We start from the raw sequence: 23423 nt of genomic DNA on the forward strand, positions 1-23423 counted from the left end.
CCGGGTGCGGAAGAGGGAGAGACCGATGTCAGCAGCCGAGGGTCCGCTCGTCGTCGGCGTGGACACATCCACCCAGTCCACCAAGGCGCTGGTCGTCGACGTGGCGACCGGCAGGGTCGTCGCGAGCGGCCAGGCCCCGCACACGGTGACCTCGGGGGCCGGCCGGGAGAGCGATCCGCGCCAGTGGTGGGACGCCCTCACCGAGGCGCTGCGCCAGTGCGGCGAGGCGGCGCACGAGGCCGCGGCGGTCTCGATCGGCGGCCAGCAGCACGGACTGGTCACCCTGGACGGGCACGGCGAGCCGGTCCGTCCGGCGCTGCTGTGGAACGACGTGCGGTCCGCGCCGCAGGCCCGACGGCTGGTCGAGGAACTGGGCGGAGCGAAGTCCTGGGCGGAGCGCACCGGGAGCGTGCCCGCCGCCTCCTTCACGGTCACCAAGTGGGCCTGGCTCGCGGAGCACGAGCCGGACGCGGTCCGTGCCGTCAAGGCCGTCCGGCTCCCGCACGACTACCTCACGGAGCGGCTCACCGGCGTGGGCACGACCGACCGCGGCGACGCCTCCGGCACCGGCTGGTGGGCCTCGGCGACGGAGGCGTACGACGAGGAGGTCCTCGCCCACGTGGGCCTCGACCCGGCGCTGCTGCCGCGGGTGGTGCGGCCGGGCGAGGTGGCCGGAACGGTGCGTGACGGTCACGGCCTGCCGTTCTCCAAAGGCACCCTGGTGGCGTGCGGCACGGGTGACAACGCCGCGGCCGCGCTGGGCCTCGGGGTGCGCCCCGGCACACCGGTGATGAGCCTCGGCACCTCGGGCACCGTGTACGCCGTCTCCCGGCACCGGCAGGCCGACCCGACCGGCACGGTGGCGGGCTTCGCCGACGCGCGCGGTGACTGGCTGCCGCTGGCCTGCACCCTGAACTGCACGCTCGCCGTGGACAGGGTCGCCGCCCTGCTGGGCCTGGACCGCGAGGCCGTAGAAGCCGGACGCGGCGTGACCCTGCTGCCCTTCCTGGACGGCGAGCGCACTCCGAACCTCCCCCACGCCTCCGGCCTGCTGCACGGTCTGCGGCACGACACCACCGGCGGCCAGGTCCTCCAGGCGGCCTACGACGGGGCCGTGTACTCCCTGCTGGCCGCGCTGGACCTGGTCCTCGACGAGGACGCCAACCCCTCCGCGCCGCTGCTGCTGATCGGCGGCGGCGCCCGGGGCGCGGCCTGGCAGCAGACCGTACGGCGCCTGTCGGGGCGGCCCGTGCAGGTGCCCGAGGCCAGGGAACTGGTCGCGCTCGGTGCGGCGGCGCAGGCGGCCGGGCTGCTCACCGGGGAGGACCCGGCCGCGGTCGCCCGGCGCTGGAACACGGCGGCCGGGCCGGTGCTGGAGGCCGTGGAACGGGACGAGGAGACGCTGGCCGGGCTGGCCGGGGTACTCTCCGACGCGGCCGCGCTCCTGGAACGCGCCACCGACACCGACTGACAGTGCCGCCCGCGCCGTTCCGGTACCGGCGGCCCGCGCCCCTCCGTCACCCCGGCGGGCGGGCGGAGCCGCCCCGCGAGGTGCGCGGGCCGACCGGGCGGGGTTGCCGACAGCACACCGAGGACCGCCGAGACCGAGGAACGACGGAGGAATGAGCACACCGCCGCACACGACCCGGCCGGCCGGCCCGGGACGCGCACTGCCCGACACCCAGCAGGGCATGCGCCGCCGCAACCTCTCGCGCGTGATGCACACCGTGAGCGCCGAGGGGCCGCTGTCCCGGGCCGCCGTCGCCTCACGCATCGGGCTGACCCGCGCGGCGGTGTCCACGCTCGTCGACGAGCTGACCCGTTCGGGACTGCTGGAGGAGCTGGGGCCCGAACGGCCGGGCCGCGTGGGCCGGCCCGGCTCCGCGCTCGCCGTCAGCGGGAACGGCCCCGCGGGGATCGGTGCCGAGATCGGCGTCGACCATCTCGCGGTCTGCGCGGTCGACCTGCGCGGACGGGTCCGGGCCCGGGCGGTGCGGCACGTCCCGAACCGGGACCGCGCCCCGGAACCGGTGCTCGGGGAGCTCACCGGGCTGGTCCACCGGATCGTCGCCGAGGCGGAGGACGAGGGGCTGTGGCCCGCGGGTCTGGCCGTCGCCGTGCCCGGCCTGGTGGCCCGGGACGCCCGCACCGTCGTACGCGCCCCGAACCTCGGCTGGTTCGACACCGACCTCTCCGCCCTGCTCCCCGCCCGGTTCCCGCTCACCGTCGCCAACGAGGCGAACTTCGGCGCGCTGGCCGAACTGTGGCTCGGTGCGGACACCCCGCGGGACTTCCTCCACGTGTCGGCCGAGATCGGTATCGGTGCGGCGGTCGTGGTGGACGGGCGTCTGCTGCACGGAAACCGGGGCTTCGCGGGCGAGTTGGGTCACGTGCCGGTGTGGCCCGACGGTCCGGGGTGCGCCTGCGGCGGGCGGGGCTGCCTGGAGCAGTACGCCGGTGAGGAGGCGGTGCTGCGCGCAGCCGGCCTGGAGCCGGGCGAGGACCGCGTCGGTCTCCTCGCGGGCCGTGCCGAGCAGGGCGACGCCGGGGTACGACGTGCCCTGCACGACGCGGGAACGGCGCTCGGCATCGCCCTCACCGGGGCGGTGAACCTGCTGGACCCGCAGAGCGTGGTGCTGGGCGGGGCCCTGTCCGGGCTCGCCCCCTGGCTGCTGCCCTCCCTGCGATCCGAGCTGGGCCGCCGCACCGCGGGACCGGCCTGCCCCGTCACCGTGTCCGCGCTGGGCCCCGAAGGCCCGCTGCTCGGGGCGGCGCACTCGGTGGTCCGGGGCGTCCTGGACGATCCGGCGACCGTGGCCGAGCGCGCCTGACCGGCTCGGCCGGGGCCCGCCGGTGACGATCACGCGGGTCCGGCGGGCCCGCGGGCGGGACGCCGCCCGCCCGGCGGGCCGCGGGTCAGGCCGGGGCCAGCCGCTGTTCGAGTTCCGGCCGGTCGGTCACGAACCACACCTGGTCGCCGCGGTTCGCCTCGCGGACGAAGTCGCGCAGGGCCTCGCTGGCGGCCACGCGGGCGGTGATGTCGCCGACGACCACCAGACGGATCCGGTAGTTGGCGAACTTCTGCACCACGTCACCGGCGACACCCGACCGCAGGGTGAAGAACGCGTCGGCCACCCGGTCCACCGGGACGGCCACCACCTCCGCGTGACAGCCCATGGCATCGCCGATCAGGTCGAGGGCGGTGTCCCCGCCGCTCAGCTCCCGGCCGTCCGCGCCGCAGACGAGGACCTTGACACCGTGCGGGGTCACGAGATCGTTGGCTGTCATGGCCTGAGCGTACGTCAACGGCCGTCCGGCCTGCGGGGGTTGTGCCGGTCCGTCACCTCACCGATCGGTGAAGAATCGTCCAACTGCTGGTGGACGGAGGTTGAGCAGGTGACCATGAGGGCATGACAGCGGCGCAGCGTGCCATGGAGAGACTGCTCACCTGGCCCGATCTCTCGGCCTCTCCGGCCGCATGTGGCACGGGGCAGGCGCTCCGCACCGCGCGGGACGAGATCGTGCACTTCCACTCCGCGCGGGACGTGGACCTCCACCTCACCCACCGCGCGATCCAGCGTTTCCACTACGACCTGGGCGGGTCGAGCGCGATCCAGCTGATCCCGGGCTCGTGCTGGGTGACCGTCCACCTGGACTGCGCCACCGACGAGGACCTGCTGATGAGTCTGGTGAGCGTCGCCCTCAAGGCGCACCAGAACAGACCCCCCTCCTCCCCCTCGACGGCGGCGGCCGGGTGCAACTTCCACCGCGTCACCGTGCTGCCGCGCGACGCGACGGCCGGCCACTGAGCCGCTGAGTCACGGAGCCGTCACGGAGCCACGGAGGCACGGAGCCACTCGGTCACCGAGTCACCGAGTCACCGGGCCGCCGGCTGGGGCCCGGTCTCACGGCCGCAGACTGCCGACGATGTCGGCGGTGGCCGTGAGACCGCTGTGGATGGTGGGCGCGATGCTGGTGCTGGCCAGGTAGAACCCGAGCAGCAGACAGACCAGCGCGTGGGAGACCTTCAGCCCGCTGTTGCGCAGGAAGATCACCGCCAGGACCGAGAGCAGCAGCACCACAGAGATGGAAACGGCCATCGTCAACCTCCTCCGCCACATCCGTTTCGCGGCGTTCGGCCGCAAGTGTGGCGTAGCGGAGGGTTCGTCCGGGCTGCTGACCTGTCCGCCGAACGTGTGGTGTCACGGCCTCCGGCGGGCGTCGAGGAAGGACTCGAGACCCGCGAGGTCGTCGGTGTTGAGGTGGTCGACGTCCGCCGCGACCAGTTCGCCCCACAGGGCGTCGCGGGCCGGGCCCGGCAGGTCGGGGGTGGCCCAGAAGCGCACCCGTTGGCCGCGCGCGTGTGCGGTGCGCACGATGCCGTGCAGCTTCCGGCGCTCCGCGGCGGGGAAGGGGCCGACGCCCCGCCAGGTGAAGTGCAGCGTCCAGTTGTCGCTGATCAGCGGGGCGAAGGAGGCCGGCGCGGGAGTGCCGAGGTCGGTGAGCCGCCCGTCGTAGAAGGCGCGGCGCACCCGCTGGGCCTCCATGGGCGCCCGGGCGGCGCGGTCACCGGAGATCACGGCGGTGACCGGGCCGGGCAGCACCCTGCCGTGCGCGTAGGTGGTGAACAGGTGCCGGTGGCGGCGCAGCAGGCGGTCGAGTTCGAGGTACGTGGCGGATCCCTCGGTCTTGAGGTCGATCAGCAGTTGGAGCGGCCTGCGGTGTCCGCGGTACACCGCGCCGCGGTTCGCCCGGACACGGGCGGCGAGCGGGTCCAGGTACAGCGCTTCGAGGGTGCGGGCCGGGTCGAGGTCCTCGGGGTCGTGGGCGACGAGGAGCCGGCCGTCGACGAGGAAGACGTCCGCCTCGACACTGCCGAAGCGGTGGTCGAGGGCGTCGAGGAGGGGGCGCGGATGCTCGTAGTCGTTGTGGGCGTGGGCGCGCCACAACGGGCGCGGCCGGTGGCCGCGTTCACCGGCCAGCGCCTGGGTCGCGGGCAGGGCGACCGAGCCGGCGAGGGCGGCGCCGAGGGTGGTGAGGGCTCTGCGGCGGGTGGTGAGGGCCATGCTCTGCCTCCCTGGAGGTGCCGTACGGGTCCCCGTGAGTATGGGGTCCCGGCGGGTCCAAAGAGCAGTACCGTGCGGGGAGTTGGCTGATCCGCCGTCGCCCGTTCACCTCTCCGGCGCCGCGGGGCGCGCACACCGGGAAGCCCGCCCCGGGGAGGGGCGGGCTTCCCGGTGTGTCCGGCCGGTCAGGGGGCGCGCAGGTCGACCAGCTCGGCGAGCGCCTCGCGGTGGGCGCCCGCGGTGCCGAAGGCGATCGAGTCGGCCTTGGCGCGCTTGAGGTGCAGGTGCACCGGGTGCTCCCAGGTCATACCGATGCCGCCGTGCAGTTGCAGCGCCTCCTCCGCGGCCCGGACGGCCACGGGGGCGGCGTAAGACTGTGCGACCGTGACCGCCAGGTCGGCGTCCTCACCGGTGGACAGCGCGTCCGCGGCGTTCCGCGCGGCCGCCCGGAGGTTGACGGTCTCCAGCCACAGCTGGGCGAGCCGGTGCTTGAGGGCCTGGAACCCGCCGACGGGGCGGTTGAACTGCGTGCGGTCCTTCAGGTGACGGACGGTCTCCTTCAACGACCATTCCGCCGAGCCGAGTTGCTCCGACGCCAGCAGTCCGGCGCCTGCCCGCAGGGCGCGGCGCACGGCGGGTTCCGCGTCGCCGGTCCGGCGGCCCGGGGCACCGTCGAGGACGACCCGGGCGAGCGGCCGGGTGAGGTCCAGGGACGTCTGCGGGACGACGGTGACGGCGCCGGCCTCCACCGCGTACAGCTCGCCGTCGTCCGCCGGTACCAGCAGGACGTCGGCGACGGCCGCGTCGGCGATGCCGGTCAGCTCCCCGTACAGGGCTCCGCCCTCCAGCCGTACGGTGCCGAACGCGGCGCGGGGAGCGGTGTGCAGGCCCACCGCGAGGGCGCCGATCCGGCGGCCGGACGCCAGCTCCGCGAGCAGGTCGCCCGGCTCGGCGCAGGCCAGCAGCGCCTCGGTGGCCACCACGGCGCTCGTCAGGTAGGGCACGGGAGCGACCGCACGTCCCAGCTCCTCCAGGACGACGGCGGTCTCACGGTGGGTGGCGCCCTGGCCGCCCCTGTCCTCGGGGACCAGCAGTCCGGCGAGTCCCATGCCCTCGGCGAGCGACTTCCACAGGGACAGGTCGTGGGGGGTGTCCGTCTCGATGCGGGCGATCACCCCGGCCGCGTCGCAGTGATCGGTGAGCAGGTCCCGGACGGCGGCGCGCAGCGCCTCTTCCTCCTCGGAGTACAGCAGGTCGCTCATCGGGCCAGGTCCTTCCACGCGACGTCCTTGTCGGTGCGCGGCTCGGCCGGCAGGCCCAGGACGCGCTCCGCGACGATGTTCAGCAGGACCTCGCTGGTCCCGCCCTCGATGCTGTTGCCCTTGGAGCGGAGGTACCGGTAGCCGGCGTCGCGCCCGGTGAAGTCGACCAGTTCCGGACGGCGCATGGTCCAGTCGTCGTACAACAGGCCTTCCTCGCCGCGGAGTTCCACCTCCAGGCCGCTGATCTCCTGGTTGAGCCGGGCGAAGCCGAGCTTCATGCCCGCGCCCTCGGGGCCGGGCTGTCCGGCGACGAGCTGCTGGCGCAGGCGTTCGCCGGTGAGCCGTGCCACCTCGGCCTCGACCCACAGCTTCAGCAGCCGCTGGTGCAGGTCGTGGGTGCGCAGTTCCGGCCGTTCGCGCCAGGTCCTGGCGACGGGGCCGATCATGCCGCCCTCGCGGGGCAGCCGCATGCCACCGATGGCGACGCGCTCGTTGTTCAGCGTGGTCTGCGCGACCCGCCAGCCGTCGCCGACCTCGCCGAGCCGGTGGGCGTCGGGGACACGGACACCGGTGAGGAACACCTCGTTGAACTCGGCCTCGCCGGTGATCTGGCGCAGCGGACGCACCTCGACGCCCGGGTCGGTCATGTCGCACACGAAGTAGGTGATGCCCCGGTGCTTGGGCACGTCCGGGTCGGTACGGGCGATGAGGATGGCCCAGCGGGCGAGGTGGGCGCTGGACGTCCACACCTTCTGCCCGTCGACCACCCAGTGCTCGCCCTCGCGGACGGCGCGGGTGCCGAGCGCGGCCAGGTCGGATCCGGCGCCCGGCTCGCTGAAGAGCTGGCACCAGACCTCCTCGCCGGTCCACAGCGGCCGCAGGAAGCGTTCCTTCTGCTCCCGGGTGCCGTACTGGAGGATCGTCGGCGCGGCCATGCCGAGGCCGATGCCGATGCGGCGCGGGTCGTTGTCGGGCGCCCCGGCGCCCTCCAGTTCGGCGTCCACGACGGCCTGGAGCGAGCGCGGGAGACCGAGTCCGCCGAGCCCTTCGGGGAAGTGCACCCAGGCGAGCCCGGCGTCGAAGCGGGCCCGCAGGAAGTCCTGCCGGGCCGTGTCGGCCGGCGGGTTCGCGGCAAGGAACTCCCGGGTGCGGTCACGCAGTTCGGCGGCGTCGGTCATGATGCGGCTCCGTTCTCCGGCGCGGGCAGCACGGCGACGCGCCCGGTGGTGACACCGTCGGCGACCCGCTGCACGGCCTCGGCGGCCCCGGCGAGCGGGACGCGCTCGCTCACCAGCGGCTTGATCGCGCCCCGCGCGGCGAGGTCGGTGAGCTGTTCGTGGCAGTGCCGGACCAGCTCGGGGTTCTTGGTGTTGTACAGGCCCCAGTGCAGGCCGAGGACGGCGTAGTTCTTGACGAGGGCGTGGTTCAGGGCGGGGCTCGGGATGGACCCGCTCGCGAAGCCGACGACGACGATGCGGCCCTCGAAGGCGACGGCCCTGGCGGACTGGGCGTAGGCCTCCCCGCCGACCGGGTCGTAGATCACGTCGGCGCCGCGGCCGCCGGTGGCCTCCTTCACCGCGGCCACCACGTCCTGCTCGCGCCGGTCGATCACCACGTCGCAGCCCAGTGCGCGGGCGACGGCCGCCTTCTCGGCACCTCCGGCCACACCGATGACGGTGGCGCCGGCCGCCTTGCCGAGCTGCACCGCCGCACTGCCGACCCCGCCCGCGGCGGCGTGGACGAGCAGGGTCTCGCCGGCCTCCAGCCGGGCCCTGCGGTGCAGACCGAACCAGCCGGTCTGGTATCCGATGTGCAGCGCGGCCGCCTCGGCGTCGTCCAGCGCCTCCGGAGCGGGCAGCAGCGCGGCGGCGTCCGCGACCGCGTACTCGGCGAAACCGCCGTACGGCAGCGCGGGGTTGGCGATCACCCGGCGCCCGTCCTCGGTCTCGCCGCAGATCTCCACGCCGGGGGTGAACGGCAGCGGCGGCCTGACCTGGTACTGGCCCCGGCACATCAGCGCGTCCGGGAAGTTGATGTTGGCGGCACGCACCGTGAGCAGGACCTGCCCCTCACCGGGCGTCGGCCGCGTCACCTCCGCGAGGCGCATCACCTCGCCCGGCTCGCCGAGCTCGTGCACTTGCCATGCCTGCATGCGGGGCCTCCACGGGACTGTGAACGTCGTGTTCGCCGGACCGGGTCCACCGCATACTAAGCGGTCGCTTGCCCAGAGGGAACAGTCCCGCCCCGTGAGGCCCGCGTCACCCCCGCCGGGGCCGTGCCCTCACGTGCATGCGCTCCCCCTGCGGGCCGAACAGGCTGAGGAACTCCGCCGGCCCCTCCCCGGTCGAACCGAACCAGTGCGGCACCCGGGTGTCGAACTCGGCCGCCTCGCCCGCCGTCAGCACCACGTCGTGGTCACCGAGGACCAGCCGCAGCTTCCCGGACAGCACGTACAGCCACTCGTAACCCTCGTGCGTGCGCGGCTCGGGTTCCTGCTTACGCCGGGGTTCCAGCACTTTGTACGCCTGGAGGCCGCCGGGCTGGCGGGTGAGCGGCCAGTGGGTGCGGCCGTGGCGCACGATCGGCTCGGACGCGCGGATGCGCGGGTCGCCGACCGGTGGCGCGCCGACCAGTTCGTCCAGCGCCACCTGGTGGGCCTGGGCGATCGGCAGCAGCAGTTCGAGGCTCGGCCGGCGCAGTCCGGACTCCAGCCGCGAGAGGGTGCTCACGGATATGCCGGTCGCCTCCGACAGCGCCGCGAGCGTCACCTCCCGTTCCTTCCTGATCCTGCGCAGCCGGGGGCCCACATCCGCGAGTACGTCGTCCGTCGTCATGCCCCTATTGCAGAATCGGCAAAGTTGTTTGTCAATGCGGCACCGGCTGGGCGACCGTCGTCGTCATGGAGGTGGTCACGATGAACGAGAACGACGAGCCGAACACGGCGGACCTCGACGGGATCCACGACGTGGTCGTGGTCGGCGGCGGGCCCGCGGGGCTCTCCGCCGCCCTGGTGCTGGGCCGGGCCCGGCACCGCACGCTGGTCGTGGACGCGGGCGAGCCGCGCAACGCGCCCTCGTCGCACATGCAGGGCTATCTGACCCGGGACGGCATGTCACCGGCCGGCTTCCTGGCCCGGGGACGGGAGGAGATCGCCCGCTACGGCGTCCGGCTCGTCCGCGACCGGGTCACGGAGGTCACCCGGGACGGGCACTTCACCGTCGTCCTGGAGGCGGGCGGGGCCGTGCGGGCCCGGCGGCTGCTCGTGGCGACCGGGCTGAAGGACGAACTGCCCGACGTCGCGGGAGTCGCCGAGCGGTTCGGGCGGGACGTGCTGCACTGCCCGTTCTGCCACGGCTGGGAAGTGCGGGACGAACCCTTCGGGGTCCTCGCGGCGAGCCCGATGAGCGTGCACCAGGCGCTGATGGTGTCCCAGTGGTCCAAGGACGTCACCTTCTTCCTGCACCGGGTCGCCGAGGCCGAGCTGGCCGACCAGGACCTGCGCCGGCTGGCCGCCGCAGGCGTCTCCGTGGTGCCCGGTGAGGTCGCCGGGCTGGTGGTGGAGGACGACCGGCTCACCGGGGTGCGGCTGGCCGACGGCACCGTGCACGCCCGTTCCGTCCTCTTCACCGGACCCCGCCCGGTGCCGCGGACCGGTCTGCTTCAGCGGCTGGGCGCGGAGCTGGACGAGACACCGTTCGGCGCCTACCCGGTGGTCGACCCGACCGGTCTGACGACGGTGCCCGGCGTCTGGGCGGCGGGCAACGCGATCGGCTTCGCCGAGCAGGTGGTGCACGCGGCGAGCGGCGGCTACCGCGCGGCGGCCGCGATCGTCGGGGACCTGCTGATGACGCGCCTGGACGCCGCCGTGGACGCGTAGACACCCGGCGGGCCGGGGTGTGCGACGGCCGTCCCCGTAGCACCATGGCCGCATGTTGCTGTCCCGGCTGGCCCGAGTGTCCCAGGAGGTGGCCGCCACCTCGGCGCGGTCCCGGAAGATCGCCCTGCTCGCCGAGCTGTTCCGGGAGGCGGAGCCGGCCGACGTGCCGGTCGTCATCCCGTACCTGGCGGGCCGGCTGCCGCAGGGCCGGATCGGCGTGGGCTGGAAGGTGCTGAGCCGGCCGGTCGCCCCCGCCGCCGAACCGTCCCTGACCGTGCGGGAGGTCGACGCGCGGCTGACCGAGCTCGGCGGGGTGTCCGGGCCGGGCTCGCAGGCCGAACGGGCCCGGCTGGTGGGTGAACTGCTGGGCGCCTCCACCGAGGACGAGCAGCGGTTCCTGTTCGGGCTGCTCACCGGCGAGGTCCGGCAGGGCGCCCTGGAGGCGGTCGCCGTCGAGGGGCTCGCGCAGGCGACGGGGGCGCCGCCGGACGCCGTGCGGCGGGCGGTGATGCTCGCCGGCTCGCTGCAGTCGGTGGCCGAGGCGCTGCTGGCGGACGGCCCCGGGGCGCTGGAGCGCTTCCGGCTCACCGTCGGCCGGCCCGTGCTGCCGATGCTGGCGCACAGCGCCTCCTCGGTCGCGGAGGCGGTGGGGAAGCTGGGGGCGTGCGCGGTCGAGGAGAAGCTCGACGGCATCCGCGTCCAGGTCCACCGCGACGGCGGCACCGTACGGGTGCACACCCGCACCCTCGACGACATCACGGACCGGCTGCCCGAAGTGACGGCGGCGGCCCTGGACCTGCGGGGCGAGCGGTTCATCCTGGACGGGGAGGTCATCTCCTTCGACGGTGAGGGCCGCCCGCGCTCGTTCCAGGAGACGGCCGGCCGGGTCGGCTCCCGGACCGACGTGGTGACGGCCGCGCGGGAGGTCCCCGTCTCCCCCGTCTTCTTCGACGCGCTCTCCGTCGACGGCCGCGACCTGCTGGACCTGCCGTTCGCCGAGCGGCACGCGGAACTGGCCCGGCTGGTGCCGGAGCCGATGCGGGTACGGCGCACCGTGGTGTCCGGCCCGCGGGAGGAGGACGCGGCCGAGGAGTTCCTGGCCAGGACCCTGGAGCGCGGCCACGAGGGCGTGGTGGTCAAGGGCCTGGACGCCCCCTACAGCGCGGGCCGGCGCGGCGCGTCCTGGCTGAAGGTCAAGCCCGTGCACACGCTCGACCTGGTGGTGCTGGCCGCGGAGTGGGGCCACGGGCGCAGGACCGGGAAGCTGTCCAACCTCCACCTGGGCGCACGCACCGCCGACGGCGGTTTCGCGATGCTCGGCAAGACCTTCAAGGGCATGACCGACGCGATGCTGGCGTGGCAGACGAAGCGGTTGCGGGAACTGGCGGTCGACGAGAGCGGCTACGTCGTGACGGTGCGCCCCGAACTGGTCGTGGAGATCGCCTACGACGGTCTCCAGCGCTCCACCCGCTACCCCGCCGGCGTCACCCTCCGCTTCGCCCGCGTGCTCCGCTACCGCGAGGACAAGCGCCCCGAGGAGGCGGACACGGTGGAGACCCTGCTCGCCGCGCATCCCGAGGTGCGGCCGTGACGGGCGCACGCAGCGCCGGACTGCTGCTGTTCCGGCACACCGGCCAGGGCGTCGAGGTGCTGCTCGGCCACATGGGCGGCCCGTTCTTCGCCCGGCGGGAGCGCGGGGCCTGGACCGTGCCGAAGGGTGAGTACGACCCCGGTGAGCCCGCCTGGGAGGCGGCCCGGCGCGAGTTCGAGGAGGAACTGGGTCTGCCGCCGCCCGACGGTCAGGCGCTGCCGCTCGGGGAGGTCCGGCAGTCCGGCGGGAAGACCGTCACGGCGTGGGCGGTCGAGGCCGACCTCGACCCGGCGACGGCCGTGCCCGGCACGTTCGAGATGGAGTGGCCGCCGAAGTCCGGGCGGATGCGCAAGTTCCCGGAGCTGGACCGGGTCGCGTGGTTCCCCCTGGACCGGGCCCGGGACGTGATCGTCTCCGCGCAGAGCGCGTTTCTCGACCGCCTGGCGGAGCACTCGCTCTGAGGAGCCCCTCCGCGTTGCGCCGCCCACCGCCGCGCGGGAAGGTCGAGAAGGCACAGCCCGTCCCCAGGGAGGTCAGCGATGCACATCGCCACGGTGAATCCGGCGAACGGTGAGACCGTCAAGACGTACCACCCCATGGACGAGGAGGAGCTGGAGCGCCGGCTCCAGTTGGCGGAGGCCACCTTCCGCACGTACCGGACGACGGCGTTCGACGAGCGTGCCCGCCTGATGCACCGGGCCGCCGAGATCCTCGACGAGGACCAGGACACCATCGGCCGGGTGATCACCACGGAGATGGGCAAGCCGCTCAAGCAGGCCCGCGCGGAGGCCGCGAAGTGCGCCAAGGCGATGCACTGGTACGCCGACCACGCGGCGCGGCTGCTCGCCGACGAGGAGCCCGACGCCGCCGACGTGAAGGACTCCGGTGCCTCCCGGGTGCTGGTGCGCTACCGGCCGCTGGGCCCGGTGCTGGCCGTGATGCCGTGGAACTTCCCGCTGTGGCAGGTGGTGCGGTTCGCGGCACCCGCGCTGATGGCGGGCAACGTGGGACTGCTCAAGCACGCCTCGAACGTGCCGCAGACCGCCCTGTACCTGGAGGACCTCTTCCACCGCGCCGGCTTCACCGAGGGCTGCTTCCAGACCCTGCTCATCGGCTCCGCCGCGGTCGACGACCTCCTGCGGGACGTGCGGGTGAAGGCGGCCACCCTCACGGGCAGCGAGCCCGCGGGCCGCGCGGTCGCCTCCACCGCCGGTGAGATGATCAAGAAGACGGTACTGGAGCTGGGCGGCAGCGACCCGTACGTCGTCATGCCCTCCGCCGACCTGGAGCGGGCCGCCGAGGTGGCGGTCACCGCGCGGACGCAGAACACGGGGCAGTCCTGCATCGCCGCCAAGCGGTTCATCGTCCACACCGACGTCTACGACGCCTTCGCCGAGCGGTTCACCGCGGGCATGAAGGCGCTGAAGGTCGGCGACCCGATGGAGGAGGACACGGACGTCGGTCCGCTCTCCAGCGCACAGGGCCGCGACGACCTGCAGGAACTGGTCGAGGACGCCGTGCGGGCGGGCGCCACCGTGCTGTGCGGCGGCGAGCGCCCCGAGGGGCCCGGCTGGTTCTACCCGCCGACCGTCCTGGCCGGCATCGGCCGGGAGATGCGCATCCACCGCGAGGAGGCGTTCGGCCCGGTCGCCACGCTGTACCGCGCCGCGGACATCGACGAGGCGGTCCTGATCGCCAACGACACCGAGTTCGGGCTCAGTTCCAATGTCTGGACCCGTGACGACGCCGAGGTGGACCGGTTCGTCCGGGACCTGGAGGCGGGCAGCGTGTACGTGAACGGGATGACGGCGTCCCATCCGGCGTTCCCGTTCGGCGGGGTCAAGCGGTCCGGGTTCGGGCGTGAGCTGTCCGGGCACGGAATCCGCGAGTTCTGCAACATCACGACCGTTTGGCAGGGTGCGTGATGGTTGCCCGACTACGATCCCGACTGTGAACCGCGAAGTGACCCTGCCTCTGATCGTCGACGACCGCGGGACCCTCCAGGTGGCCGCCGCCGATGTCAGCAAGCTGCTGCGCACCGTGGGCGGGCGGTGGGTGCGGCTGGTCGAGGCCGGGGAGGACGGGCTGGACGAGGACACCGTCGCCGCGCTGACCATCGAACTGGCGAAGCTCGCCGACCGCATCGACGTGGCGTGCATCGCCCACAGCAGCGGCGGCGCGCCGTAGGAGGGTGACCCGGCGGTGCCGCCCGCACCGCCGGGTCGTCCGGGTGTCCTAGCGGATGGGCATGCCCGACAGGGTGCGGGCGATCACCAGGCGCTGGATCTCGCTCGTGCCTTCGAAGATCGTATAAATGGCGGCGTCGCGGTGCATCCGCTCGACCGGGTACTCGCGGGTGTAGCCGTTCCCGCCGAGGATCTGGATCGCCTGGGCGGTGACCTTCTTGGCGGTCTCGCTGGCGAACAGCTTGGACATCGAGCCCTCGGCGGCCGTGAACGGCTTGCCGTTGATCGCCATCCAGGAGGCGCGCCACACCAGGAGGCGGGCGGCGTCGATCTGGGTGCGCATGTCGGCGAGCTGGAAGGCGACGCCCTGGTTGGCGATGATCGGGCGGCCGAACTGCTCGCGCGTGGTGGCGTACTCCAGGGCGACCTCGTAGGCCGCGCGGGCGGTGCCCACGGCCATGGCGCCGACGGCCGGGCGGGACGCCTCGAAGGTGGCCATGGCGGCGTTCTTGACGCGCTCGCCGCCCTTCCTGGCCTTCTCGCGGGCGCGGGCGAGCCGCTCGTCCAGCTTCTCCTTGCCGCCGAGCAGGCAGGAGCCGGGGACGCGCACGTCGTCCAGGATGACCTCGGCGGTGTGCGAGGCGCGGATGCCGTGCTTCTTGAACTTCTGGCCCTGGGAGCAGCCGGGGGTGCCCGGCGGGATGATGAAGGAGGCGTGGCCCTTGGAACCGAGGTCCGGGTCGACGACCGCGACCACGACGTGGACGTTGGCGATGCCGCCGTTGGTGGCCCAGGTCTTGGTGCCGTTGAGCACCCATTCGTCCTTGGCCTCGTCGTACACCGCGCGGGTGCGCATGGAGGAGACGTCGGAGCCGGCGTCGGGCTCGGAGGAGCAGAACGCGGCGACCTTGACGTCGTTGGCGTCGCCGTACATCTGGGGGATCCAGGTGCCGATCTGCTCCTCGGTGCCGTTGGCGAGGACGCCGACGGCGGCGAGGCCGGTGCCGACGATCGACAGGGCGATGCCGGCGTCGCCCCAGAAGAGCTCCTCCATCGCCACGGGGATGCCCAGGCCACTTGCGTCGAAGTACTGCTGGGCGTAGAAGTCGAGGGAGTAGATGCCGACCTTGGCGGCCTCCTGGATCACCGGCCAGGGAGTCTCCTCACGCTCGTCCCATTCGGCGGCCGCGGGGCGGATGACGTCGGCGGCGAAGCCGTGCAGCCAGTCCCGCACCTCCTTCTGTTCGTCGTTGAGCTCCATGGTGAACTCGGCCATGACCCCTCCAGCGGCGCGCACGTGCGTGTTACTTCCGGTAACACCGAGTCTGTTACCCGTGGGTAGGAAAAGTCAACTCCTCAGGGCCGGCCGGTATCCCGTTCGATGGCCGCCGGCCCTTCAGTGCTAGTTTGCGCAGGCGTCACCGAACCAGCACGGGTGGGGAGAGCTCATGGACACCACACAGCGGACCGATCAGCAGCGGTCCGCCGACCGACGCCGGCGCGAGCTGCTGGAGGCCGCCGACCGAGTGGTGCTGCGCGACGGTCCCGGAGCCTCGATGAACGCGATCGCCGCCGAGGCCGGCATCACCAAGCCGATCCTCTACCGGCACTTCGGTGACAAGGGAGGACTTTACGCCGCCCTGGCCAAGCGCCACACCGACGCGCTGCTGGACTCGCTGCGGGCCGCGCTGGACGCCCCGGCGGACCGGCGCGAGCGGGTCGAGGCCACCCTGGACACCTACCTGTCGGCCATCGAGGCACGCCCGCAGGTGTACCGGTTCCTGATGCACCCCGCGGAGGGGGCGCCCAGCGAGCAGGGCTTCGACGTCGGCAAGCACTCGGCCCCGCTGCTGCGGCGCATGGGCGAGGAACTGGCCCAGGTGATCGAGGAGAGGCTGGACCTCGGGCCCGGCAGCCAGCAGCTGGCCCGGGTGTGGGGGCACGGCATCGTCGGCATGATGCATGCCGCCGGTGACTGGTGGCTCGGCGAACGCCCCTGCTCCCGCGAGGAGTTGGTGCGCAGCCTGGCCGACCTGCTCTGGGGCCGGCTGGCGGCGGCGGGCGACAAGGTCGGCAGCCCCGGCTTCTGAGGGACCCGGGTGCCGGGGTCCGCAGACCGTCCGGTCCGCAGACCGTCCGGTCCGCAGACCGTCCGGCTTCCGGGCACCACCGGGCCCGGGCGGTCCGCTCTCAGTCCGGGCGGTTCCAGGACGCGCGGCGCGCCCGGCGCATCAGCCTGCGGTGCCGCCACCCCGTCAGGCGGTCGGCGTAGATCCGCCCCTCCAGGTGGTCGTACTCGTGCTGGAGGCACCGGGCGAAGAACCCGGTGCCGTGGACGGTGACCGGTTCGCCGGTCGCCGTGAAGCCCTCGACCACGGCGTGGTCGTACCGCTCCGTCCCCGCCTCCAGGCCGGGCAGCGACAGGCAGCCCTCCGGGCCGCGCACCACCACCCCGTCCACCTCGGCCAGCCGCGGGTTCACCACGTGGCCCCGGTGCCGCACGTCCTCGTCGTCCGGACAGTCGTAGACGAACACCCGCAGGGCCTCGCCGACCTGGTTGGCCGCCAGGCCCACCCCCTGGGCCGCGTACATCGTCGCGAACAAGTCCTCCACCAGACGGGACAGTTCCGGACCGAATCCGGTGACCTCCCGGCAGGGTGCGTGCAACACGGGGTCGCCGAGCAGGGTGAGGGGCCGGACACGTCCGTGGACGCCGGGGATGGAGCCGTCTCGCATGGCGGCAAGAGTACGGTCCTTCCAGCAACGCCCGTCTCACGATGGTGCCGCGGTTCAGGAGTGCGAATGGATCTCGATAGGCTGAGGTCTCACCACGTGGCCGTCAGGCACAGACGCGGCGCGTACGCAAGGAGGATCGAGAACTGATGGCAGGCAACTCGGACCCGCTCTCGCCGCGGGCCAAGCTGGCCGTGACCGCCGGCAAGGCGGTCGCGGCGGCATCCCGCGCCGCCGGACGCGGCAGCGGTTCGGTGATCGGCGGCCGGGTGGCACTCAAACTCGACCCCGATCTCCTCGCCCGGCTCGCCCAGAACCTGGACTGCGTCCTGGTCTCGGCGACCAACGGCAAGACCACCACCACCCGGCTGATCGCCGAGGCGCTCAGGGCCGCGGGCCCCGTCGTCTCCAACGCGCTCGGCGCCAACATGCCGGCCGGCATCACCTCGGCGCTCGCGGGCGGCTCGGACGCCAAGTTCGGCGTCATCGAGGTCGACGAGAAGTACCTGGCCGGTGTCGCCCGGGACACCGACCCGAAGTGCATCGCGCTGCTCAACCTCTCCCGTGACCAGCTCGACCGCGCCGCCGAGACCCGGATGCTCGCGGAGAACTGGCGCGAGGGCCTGGCCGGCTCCAAGGCGGTCGTCGTCGCCAACGCCGACGACCCGCTGGTGGTGTGGGCCGCCTCCTCCTCCCCCAACGTGATCTGGGTCGCCGCCGGCCAGATGTGGAAGGACGACGCCTGGTCCTGCCCGTCCTGCGGCGGTGTGATGCAGCGCCCCGGCGACGACTGGTTCTGCGGCGAGTGCGGCTTCCGCCGGCCCACCCCGAGCTGGGCGCTCTCCGGCGACCACGTGCTCGACCCGCACGGCTCCGCCTGGCCGATCCACCTCCAGCTCCCGGGCCGCGCCAACAAGGCCAACGCCGCGTCCTCCGCGGCCGTCGCCGCCGTGTTCGGGGTGCCGCCGCAGGTCGCCCTGGAGCGCATGTACCAGGTGCAGGCCGTGGCCGGCCGCTACGACGTGGTCCAGTTCGAGGGCCGTGACCTGCGTCTGCTCCTCGCCAAGAACCCGGCGGGCTGGCTGGAGACGTTCTCGCTGATCGACCCGCCGCCGACCCCGGTGATCCTCTCGGTGAACGCGCGCGGCGCCGACGGCACCGACACCTCCTGGCTGTGGGACGTCGACTACACGCGGCTGACCGGCCACCCGATCTGCGTCGTCGGTGACCGCAAGCTCGACCTCGCGGTGCGTCTGGAGGTCGCGAACCAGCAGTTCCAGGTCTGCGAGAACCTCGACCAGGCGGTGCAGCTGTGCCCGCCCGGCCGGATCGAGGTCATCGCGAACTACACCGCGTTCCAGGACCTGCGCCGCCGCGTCGGCAACTGACCACGACACCTCAGGGGACTTGAAGTGAGCGACAACCAGCTGCGGGTCGTCTGGATCTACCCGGACCTGCTCAGCACGTACGGCGACCAGGGCAACGCGCTCGTCGTGGAGCGCCGGGCGCGGCAGCGCGGCCTGGACGTGGCGCGGCTCGACGTGCGCAGCGACCAGCCGATCCCGACCTCCGGCGACATCTACCTGATCGGCGGCGGCGAGGACCGTCCGCAACGGCTGGCCGCCGAGCGGCTGCGCCGCGACGGCGGTCTGCACCGCGCGGTGGAGAACGGCGCGATCGTCTTCTCCGTCTGCGCCGGCTACCAGATCCTCGGGCACGAGTTCATCAACGACCTCGGCCAGCGCGAGCCCGGCCTCGGTCTGCTCGACGTGGTCTCGGTACGCGGTGAGGGCGCCCGGTGCGTCGGCGACGTACTCGCCGACATCAACCCCCAGCTGGGGCTGCCCCCGCTGACCGGGTTCGAGAACCACCAGGGCGTCACCCACCTGGGCCCCACCGCCCGCCCGTTCGCCCAGGTGCGCTTCGGCAACGGCAACGGCACCGGTGACGGCACCGAGGGCGCGTTCAACGGGACCGTCTTCGGCACGTACATGCACGGCCCCGTGCTGGCGCGCAACCCGCAGATCGCCGACCTGCTGCTGAAGCTGGCGCTGGACGTCAACGCGCTGCCGCCCACCGACGACCGGTGGTACGAGGCGCTGCGCACCGAGCGGATCGCGGCGGCGCAGCAGCCCGCCTGAGGCGTCCGCGAGCCGTGGGGACACGGGCGTCGGACGGGCCCGGACGGCCCGTCTGACGCCTGCTCCGCACAGGTGAGCGGTGTCGTCCAGCAGGCGGACGCGGGATGCGGTCCGGGCCCCCACAGCCGCTAGGGTGGCGGGGATCGAGCCGGACAGCGCGGTCCGGTCCCGGCCCACATCGAGAAGGTTGTTTCGGGCTATGCGCATTGGTGTCCTCACCTCCGGCGGCGACTGCCCCGGCCTGAACGCCGTCATCCGGTCCGTCGTGCACCGCGCCGTCGTCGACCACGGCGACGAGGTCATCGGCTTCCGTGACGGGTGGAAGGGCCTCCTGGAGGCCGACTACCTCAAGCTCGACCTCGACGCGGTGAGCGGCATCCTCGCCCGCGGCGGCACCATCCTCGGCTCCTCCCGGGTCCGTCCCGAGCATCTGCGGGACGGCGTGGAGCGGGCCAGGGGGCACGTCCAGGAACTCGGCCTCGACGCGATCATCCCGATCGGCGGCGAGGGCACGCTCAAGGCGGCCCGGCTGCTCTCCGACAACGGCCTGCCGATAGTGGGCGTGCCGAAGACCATCGACAACGACATCGCCGTCACCGACGTCACCTTCGGGTTCGACACCGCCGTCGGTGTGGCGACCGAGGCCCTGGACCGGCTGAAGACCACCGCCGAGTCCCACCAGCGCGTGCTGATCGTGGAGGTCATGGGCCGGCACACGGGGTGGATCGCGCTGCACTCCGGCATGGCCGCCGGCGCGCACGCCGTCGTCGTGCCCGAGCGGCCCTTCGACATCGACGAGCTGACCGCGAAGGTCGGCGAGCGGTTCTCGGCCGGCAAGCGGTTCGCGATCGTGGTCGCCGCGGAGGGGGCCAAGCCCAAGGCCGGGACGATGGACTTCGACGAGGGCGGCAGGGACGTCTACGGCCACGAGCGGTTCGCCGGGATCGCCCGGCAGCTCTCCCTGGAGCTGGAGGCGCGGCTCGGCAAGGAGGCCCGGCCGGTGATCCTCGGACACGTGCAGCGCGGCGGGACGCCCACGGCGTACGACAGGGTGCTGGCGACGCGGTTCGGGTGGCACGCGGTGGAGGCGGTGCACCGCGGTGAGTTCGGACGGATGACGGCGCTGCGGGGGACGGACATCGTGATGGTGCCGCTCGCGGAGGCGGTGGAGACGCTGAAGACGGTGCCGGAGGCGCGGTACGCGGAGGCGGAGTGCGTGCTGTGAGCCTCCGGGTCCTGCCCGGTCCGTGAGGCCGTCCGCGGGCCGGGGACCGGCTGTGGTTCCTCGCACACCCGATGGCTTTTTCCCGACCCCGGTCACTGGAGTGGCTGGGGCCGGCCGTAATGTGAGTGCGGACGGATCGGGTACAACCTGCACGAAAATGGAGCCGGCGGATGGATCACAGCGGGCACGGTATGACGATGGATCTGCCGCCGTTCACGCTGGGGCGGGGGCTCGCCTGGTCGGCGGATCCCTTCTTTCTCGTCGCCTGCCTGCTGGGACTGGCACTGTACGGCTGGGGTGTCGTCCGGCTGGCGCGGCGCGGTGACAAGTGGCCGGTGGGGCGGACCGTCGCGTTCGTCACCGGTGTGCTGAGCATCGTTCTCATGATGTGCACCGCGCTGAACGACTACGGCATGGTCATGTTCAGCGTGCACATGGTGCAGCACATGGTGATCAGCATGGTGTCACCGATCCTGATCCTGCTCGGCGCCCCGATCACGCTGGCCCTGCGCGCGCTGCCGCCCGCCGGGCGGGGCCGCAAGGGACCGCGCGAGCTGCTGCTGATGCTGCTGCACAGCCACTACATGCGGCTCGTCACGCACCCCGTGTTCACCATTCCGCTGTTCATCGCGAGCCTGTACGGGCTGTACTTCACGCCTTTGTTCGACTTCCTGATGGGCTCCCAGGTGGGGCACATCGCGATGATGGTGCATTTCCTCGCCGTCGGCCTGGTCTTCTTCTGGCCGATCATGGGCGTGGATCCCGGCCCGCACCGGCCGGGTTATCTGATGCGCATGCTGGAACTGTTCGCGGGCATGCCGTTCCACGCCTTTTTCGGCATCGCGCTGATGATGGCGTCGACGCCGATGGTGACGACCTTCGAGAACCCGCCCGGTTCGCTCGGCATCGACGCCCTGTCCGACCAGAACGCGGCCGGCGGGATCGCCTGGGCGTTCAGTGAGGTGCCCTCCGTCCTGGTGCTGATCGCGCTGCTGTTCCAGTGGTACGCCTCGGACCAGCGGCAGGCCAGGCGCACGGACCGCGCGGCCGACCGGGACGGGGACAAGGAACTCCAGGCGTACAACGCCTATCTGGCCTCTTTGAACTCACCCGGGAACTGAATTCACCGCTTTTTCGGCCCCCTTGAACGGGCTTTTTCCTCCAGTAGCATGATGCTTTCGGGGGAACCGCGGGGGGAGCGGTCAATGGGAATGCTCATGTCCGTGCAGGGGGTGAACGGGGCGGCGATGCGGAACACCGCCCCCGTTTCCCCTCACCGCACGAGGGAATCCACCGTCGCGACCGAACGCCGTGTCCGGGCCCGGAAGTGATCCGGATGCCGTCGGGATCGCCGGCGTCGGGAGCGGGACGGGTGATCGCTGGCCGGTACGTGCTGCTGCGGCGGCTGGGCGGCGGCGGCATGGGGCATGTGTGGCTCGCCCACGACCAGCGGCTGGCGTGCGAGGTCGCGCTCAAGGAGATCGTCTTCGGTGATCCGGCCGAGCCCGGTCAGGACCGGGACGCCCGGGTCGCGCGGGCCCGCGCGGAGGCACGGCACGCGGCCGGTCTGCGCGGTCACCCGCATGTGGTCACCGTGCACGACGTGCTGGAGCACGACGGGCTGCCCTGGATCGTCATGGAGTACGTCGCGGGCGCCGTCGACCTGCGGGACCTGCTGGCCCGCAGGGGCCGCCTCGCCCCGGCCGAGTGCGCCCGGATCGGGCTCGCCGTCCTGGACGCCCTCACCGCCGGGCACGAGCGGGGGGTGATGCACCGGGACGTGAAACCGGCGAACATCCTGCTCGCGCCGGACCGCGCCGGCGCCCCGTACGGACGGGTGCTGCTCACCGACTACGGCATCTCCGTACAGCCGGACACCGGGGAGACCCGGTACACCCTGGCGTCCGCGCTGATCGGGACCGTCGGCTATCTGGCGCCGGAGCGGGCCGCCGGCGGTCCCGCCACCCCCGCGGCGGACCTGTTCTCGCTCGGCTGCACGCTCTACCACGCGGTGGAGGGACGGGCCCCCTTCGCGCGGGCCTCACCGCTGGCGTCGGTCGCGGCGGTGGTGACGGAGGAACCGCGTCCGCCGCTGCGGGCGGGCGCGCTGGAGCCGGTGCTGCGGGGACTGCTCGTCAAGGATCCGGGCCTGCGCGCGAGCGCGCGGGACACGGAGGCCGAGCTGGCGCGGATCGTGACGCCCCAGTCCGAGACGTATCCGCGCGCGCAGCCGGAGTTCGGCTCCCGCCCGCCGTGGGAGACGGCCCCGCACCCGCCGGCCCCGGTGGGGACGTGTGTCCCCTCCCCCGTGCCGACCCGCCGGCGCCGCCGCCCGCACGCCCTGCGCGCCGTGCTCGCCGGCGGTCTGGGCCTGCTGCTGACGCTGGGCGGCACCTGGTACGCGCTGGCCGGCCGGGAACCCGGCGTCCCCGGCGCGGCCCTGCCCTACGGGGAGGCCGTCGGGCTGGCGGAGCCGCTGGCGGAGGGCGACTGCGTGCGGGCCGAGTGGCCCGGCGGCACCCGGTTCGCCGGCCCGCCCCGGCTCAGCCGCGACCCGGCCTGCACGGGGCGGGCGCCCGACGGGCAGGTGGTGGCGCTGCCGGCGTCGGCTTCGGCCGGGGAGGCGCGGGAGCGGGGCCCCGCGCTCTGCGAGGAGCGGACACGGGAGCTGCGCGGCCGGCTGGCCGACGTGCGGACGGTGGCCGTCGTGCCGGCGCCGGACGGGTTCGAGGCGGCGGGACGGCGCACCGCGTGCCTGGTGCTGGGGGCGCACGGGCCCCTCTACGGCCCGGTCGGCGACCGGCGCCGCCCGGGGACGGCGTTCGCGGACCCGGCGACGATGCAGCGGCGGGACTGTCTGGACGTGCGCTCCGGCCGGGAGGCACGGCTGGTGTCCTGCGCGGGGGAGCACGACGAGCAGGTCCTGGGGTTCGTCCGGCTGGGCGGGGACGTGACGCTCGCCGAGGCCCGCTCCGTGGCGGACGCGGCCTGTGCGCGGGAGGTGCCGCCGCGTGACTACGGCTTCGACCCGTCGGTCCACACGGCCGGGTCGTGGGCCGGCCAGGGAGCCTGGAAATCGGGCACGCATGCGGTCGTGTGCACCGTAAAGAGGCGGAACGGGGGCACCATGGAGGGAGCCGAACCATGAGGAGGGTGTTGCGATGCCCCGTACCACGAACGGTTCCAGTGCGACGAAGACCATGGGGGTGCTCACGGTGGGCGCCCTGGTCGCCGTGACGGCCTACACGGTGGCGCTCGGCAGCAACGGCTGGCTGTGGTTCGGATGGGTCGTCCTCGGCCTGATCACCCTGGGGATGGTGGCCACCCGCAGCGCCTGAGCGG

24 protein-coding genes are annotated in these 23423 nt (G+C 73.3%); 15 read left to right on the forward strand and 9 right to left on the reverse strand.

Annotated features, from left to right (window positions below; all coding sequences use genetic code 11):
* Nucleotides 1-25 precede the first annotated feature (25 nt).
* A complete protein-coding gene (gene xylB / locus IE118_RS18055) occupies nucleotides 26-1471 on the forward strand; it encodes a xylulokinase (protein ID WP_189558961.1) in 1446 nt (481 codons plus the stop codon).
* Between the two features lie 151 nt (nucleotides 1472-1622).
* Nucleotides 1623-2831, forward strand: a complete 1209-nt coding sequence (locus IE118_RS18060; RefSeq protein ID WP_189558962.1) for an ROK family transcriptional regulator — start codon at nucleotides 1623-1625, stop codon at nucleotides 2829-2831.
* 85 nt (nucleotides 2832-2916) lie between these two features.
* On the opposite strand, the gene IE118_RS18065 is transcribed toward IE118_RS18060, so the two are convergent.
* Nucleotides 2917-3288, reverse strand: coding sequence for a DUF4180 domain-containing protein (locus tag IE118_RS18065; protein WP_189558963.1), 372 nt, complete (start codon nucleotides 3286-3288; stop codon nucleotides 2917-2919).
* 122 nt (nucleotides 3289-3410) lie between these two features.
* Between IE118_RS18065 and IE118_RS18070 the strand changes: the two genes are divergently transcribed.
* A complete protein-coding gene (locus IE118_RS18070) occupies nucleotides 3411-3809 on the forward strand; it encodes a luciferase domain-containing protein (RefSeq protein WP_189558964.1) in 399 nt (132 codons plus the stop codon).
* Nucleotides 3810-3905: 96 nt separating this feature from the next.
* On the opposite strand, the gene IE118_RS18075 is transcribed toward IE118_RS18070, so the two are convergent.
* The 6 genes from IE118_RS18075 to IE118_RS18100 all read right to left on the reverse strand — a co-directional run bounded on the left by IE118_RS18075 (nucleotide 3906) and on the right by IE118_RS18100 (nucleotide 9162).
* A complete protein-coding gene (locus tag IE118_RS18075) occupies nucleotides 3906-4100 on the reverse strand; it encodes a hypothetical protein (protein ID WP_125508696.1) in 195 nt (64 codons plus the stop codon).
* Between the two features lie 102 nt (nucleotides 4101-4202).
* The gene (locus IE118_RS18080; RefSeq protein ID WP_189558965.1) at nucleotides 4203-5066 is read right to left on the reverse strand and encodes a phosphatidylinositol-specific phospholipase C/glycerophosphodiester phosphodiesterase family protein; all 864 of its coding nucleotides are present in this window, start codon (nucleotides 5064-5066) and stop codon (nucleotides 4203-4205) included.
* Nucleotides 5067-5251: 185 nt separating this feature from the next.
* Nucleotides 5252-6328 (reverse strand): acyl-CoA dehydrogenase family protein, encoded by a 1077-nt coding sequence (locus IE118_RS18085; protein ID WP_189558966.1) that lies wholly within the window; start codon nucleotides 6326-6328, stop codon nucleotides 5252-5254.
* Nucleotides 6325-7506, reverse strand: coding sequence for an acyl-CoA dehydrogenase family protein (locus IE118_RS18090; RefSeq protein WP_189558967.1), 1182 nt, complete (start codon nucleotides 7504-7506; stop codon nucleotides 6325-6327). The genes IE118_RS18085 and IE118_RS18090 overlap by 4 nt, the downstream gene beginning before the upstream one ends.
* Complete coding sequence (locus IE118_RS18095) at nucleotides 7503-8480, reverse strand: NADPH:quinone oxidoreductase family protein (RefSeq protein ID WP_189558968.1); 978 nt, start codon at nucleotides 8478-8480, stop codon at nucleotides 7503-7505. Before IE118_RS18095 ends, IE118_RS18090 begins: the two co-directional genes overlap by 4 nt.
* Nucleotides 8481-8586: 106 nt before the next feature.
* The gene (locus IE118_RS18100) at nucleotides 8587-9162 is read right to left on the reverse strand and encodes a helix-turn-helix domain-containing protein (protein WP_189558969.1); all 576 of its coding nucleotides are present in this window, start codon (nucleotides 9160-9162) and stop codon (nucleotides 8587-8589) included.
* A 65-nt stretch (nucleotides 9163-9227) separates the two neighbouring features.
* Between IE118_RS18100 and IE118_RS18105 the strand changes: the two genes are divergently transcribed.
* The 5 genes from IE118_RS18105 (at nucleotide 9228) to IE118_RS18125 (ending at nucleotide 13983) form a co-directional block, all read left to right on the forward strand.
* Nucleotides 9228-10205 (forward strand): NAD(P)/FAD-dependent oxidoreductase, encoded by a 978-nt coding sequence (locus IE118_RS18105; RefSeq protein WP_189558970.1) that lies wholly within the window; start codon nucleotides 9228-9230, stop codon nucleotides 10203-10205.
* A 52-nt stretch (nucleotides 10206-10257) separates the two neighbouring features.
* Nucleotides 10258-11796 carry an ATP-dependent DNA ligase gene (locus IE118_RS18110; protein WP_189558971.1) on the forward strand — a complete coding sequence of 513 codons (1539 nt, stop codon included), beginning with the start codon at nucleotides 10258-10260 and terminating at the stop codon, nucleotides 11794-11796.
* Nucleotides 11793-12257, forward strand: coding sequence for an NUDIX hydrolase (locus IE118_RS18115; protein ID WP_189558972.1), 465 nt, complete (start codon nucleotides 11793-11795; stop codon nucleotides 12255-12257). The genes IE118_RS18110 and IE118_RS18115 overlap by 4 nt, the downstream gene beginning before the upstream one ends.
* Before the next feature lie 78 nt (nucleotides 12258-12335).
* A complete protein-coding gene (locus tag IE118_RS18120) occupies nucleotides 12336-13721 on the forward strand; it encodes an NADP-dependent succinic semialdehyde dehydrogenase (protein ID WP_189558973.1) in 1386 nt (461 codons plus the stop codon).
* Between the two features lie 25 nt (nucleotides 13722-13746).
* Complete coding sequence (locus IE118_RS18125; RefSeq protein ID WP_004991175.1) at nucleotides 13747-13983, forward strand: DUF6213 family protein; 237 nt, start codon at nucleotides 13747-13749, stop codon at nucleotides 13981-13983.
* A gap of 48 nt (nucleotides 13984-14031) precedes the next feature.
* Here the strand turns inward: IE118_RS18125 and IE118_RS18130 are convergent, their stop codons facing one another.
* Entirely contained in the window at nucleotides 14032-15258 is a 1227-nt protein-coding gene (locus IE118_RS18130) for an acyl-CoA dehydrogenase family protein (protein WP_189558974.1), read from the reverse strand.
* Between the two features lie 172 nt (nucleotides 15259-15430).
* Between IE118_RS18130 and IE118_RS18135 the strand changes: the two genes are divergently transcribed.
* On the forward strand, nucleotides 15431-16072 hold the full coding sequence (locus tag IE118_RS18135; RefSeq protein ID WP_189558975.1) for a TetR/AcrR family transcriptional regulator: 642 nt from the start codon (nucleotides 15431-15433) through the stop codon (nucleotides 16070-16072).
* A gap of 100 nt (nucleotides 16073-16172) precedes the next feature.
* On the opposite strand, the gene def is transcribed toward IE118_RS18135, so the two are convergent.
* A complete protein-coding gene (def, locus tag IE118_RS18140; protein ID WP_189558976.1) occupies nucleotides 16173-16718 on the reverse strand; it encodes a peptide deformylase in 546 nt (181 codons plus the stop codon).
* Nucleotides 16719-16864: 146 nt separating this feature from the next.
* On the opposite strand from def, the gene IE118_RS18145 reads away from it, so the two are divergent.
* The 6 genes from IE118_RS18145 (at nucleotide 16865) to IE118_RS18170 (ending at nucleotide 23419) form a co-directional block, all read left to right on the forward strand.
* Entirely contained in the window at nucleotides 16865-18103 is a 1239-nt protein-coding gene (locus IE118_RS18145) for a Mur ligase family protein (RefSeq protein ID WP_189558977.1), read from the forward strand.
* A 24-nt stretch (nucleotides 18104-18127) separates the two neighbouring features.
* Entirely contained in the window at nucleotides 18128-18856 is a 729-nt protein-coding gene (locus IE118_RS18150) for a type 1 glutamine amidotransferase (RefSeq protein ID WP_189558978.1), read from the forward strand.
* Between the two features lie 199 nt (nucleotides 18857-19055).
* On the forward strand, nucleotides 19056-20081 hold the full coding sequence (locus IE118_RS18155) for a 6-phosphofructokinase (RefSeq protein WP_189558979.1): 1026 nt from the start codon (nucleotides 19056-19058) through the stop codon (nucleotides 20079-20081).
* 170 nt (nucleotides 20082-20251) lie between these two features.
* Nucleotides 20252-21202, forward strand: coding sequence for a cytochrome c oxidase assembly protein (locus IE118_RS18160; RefSeq protein WP_189558980.1), 951 nt, complete (start codon nucleotides 20252-20254; stop codon nucleotides 21200-21202).
* 215 nt (nucleotides 21203-21417) lie between these two features.
* Nucleotides 21418-23229: a protein kinase domain-containing protein gene (locus IE118_RS18165; RefSeq protein ID WP_189558981.1), complete on the forward strand. Its 1812-nt coding sequence runs from the start codon at nucleotides 21418-21420 to the stop codon at nucleotides 23227-23229.
* A 13-nt stretch (nucleotides 23230-23242) separates the two neighbouring features.
* Nucleotides 23243-23419, forward strand: a complete 177-nt coding sequence (locus IE118_RS18170; RefSeq protein ID WP_189558982.1) for a hypothetical protein — start codon at nucleotides 23243-23245, stop codon at nucleotides 23417-23419.
* The last annotated feature ends 4 nt before the right edge of the window (nucleotides 23420-23423 follow it).

Origin of the sequence: Streptomyces pilosus, assembly GCF_014649835.1 — a bacterium.
Taxonomy (GTDB): Bacteria; Actinomycetota; Actinomycetes; order Streptomycetales; family Streptomycetaceae; genus Streptomyces; species Streptomyces pilosus.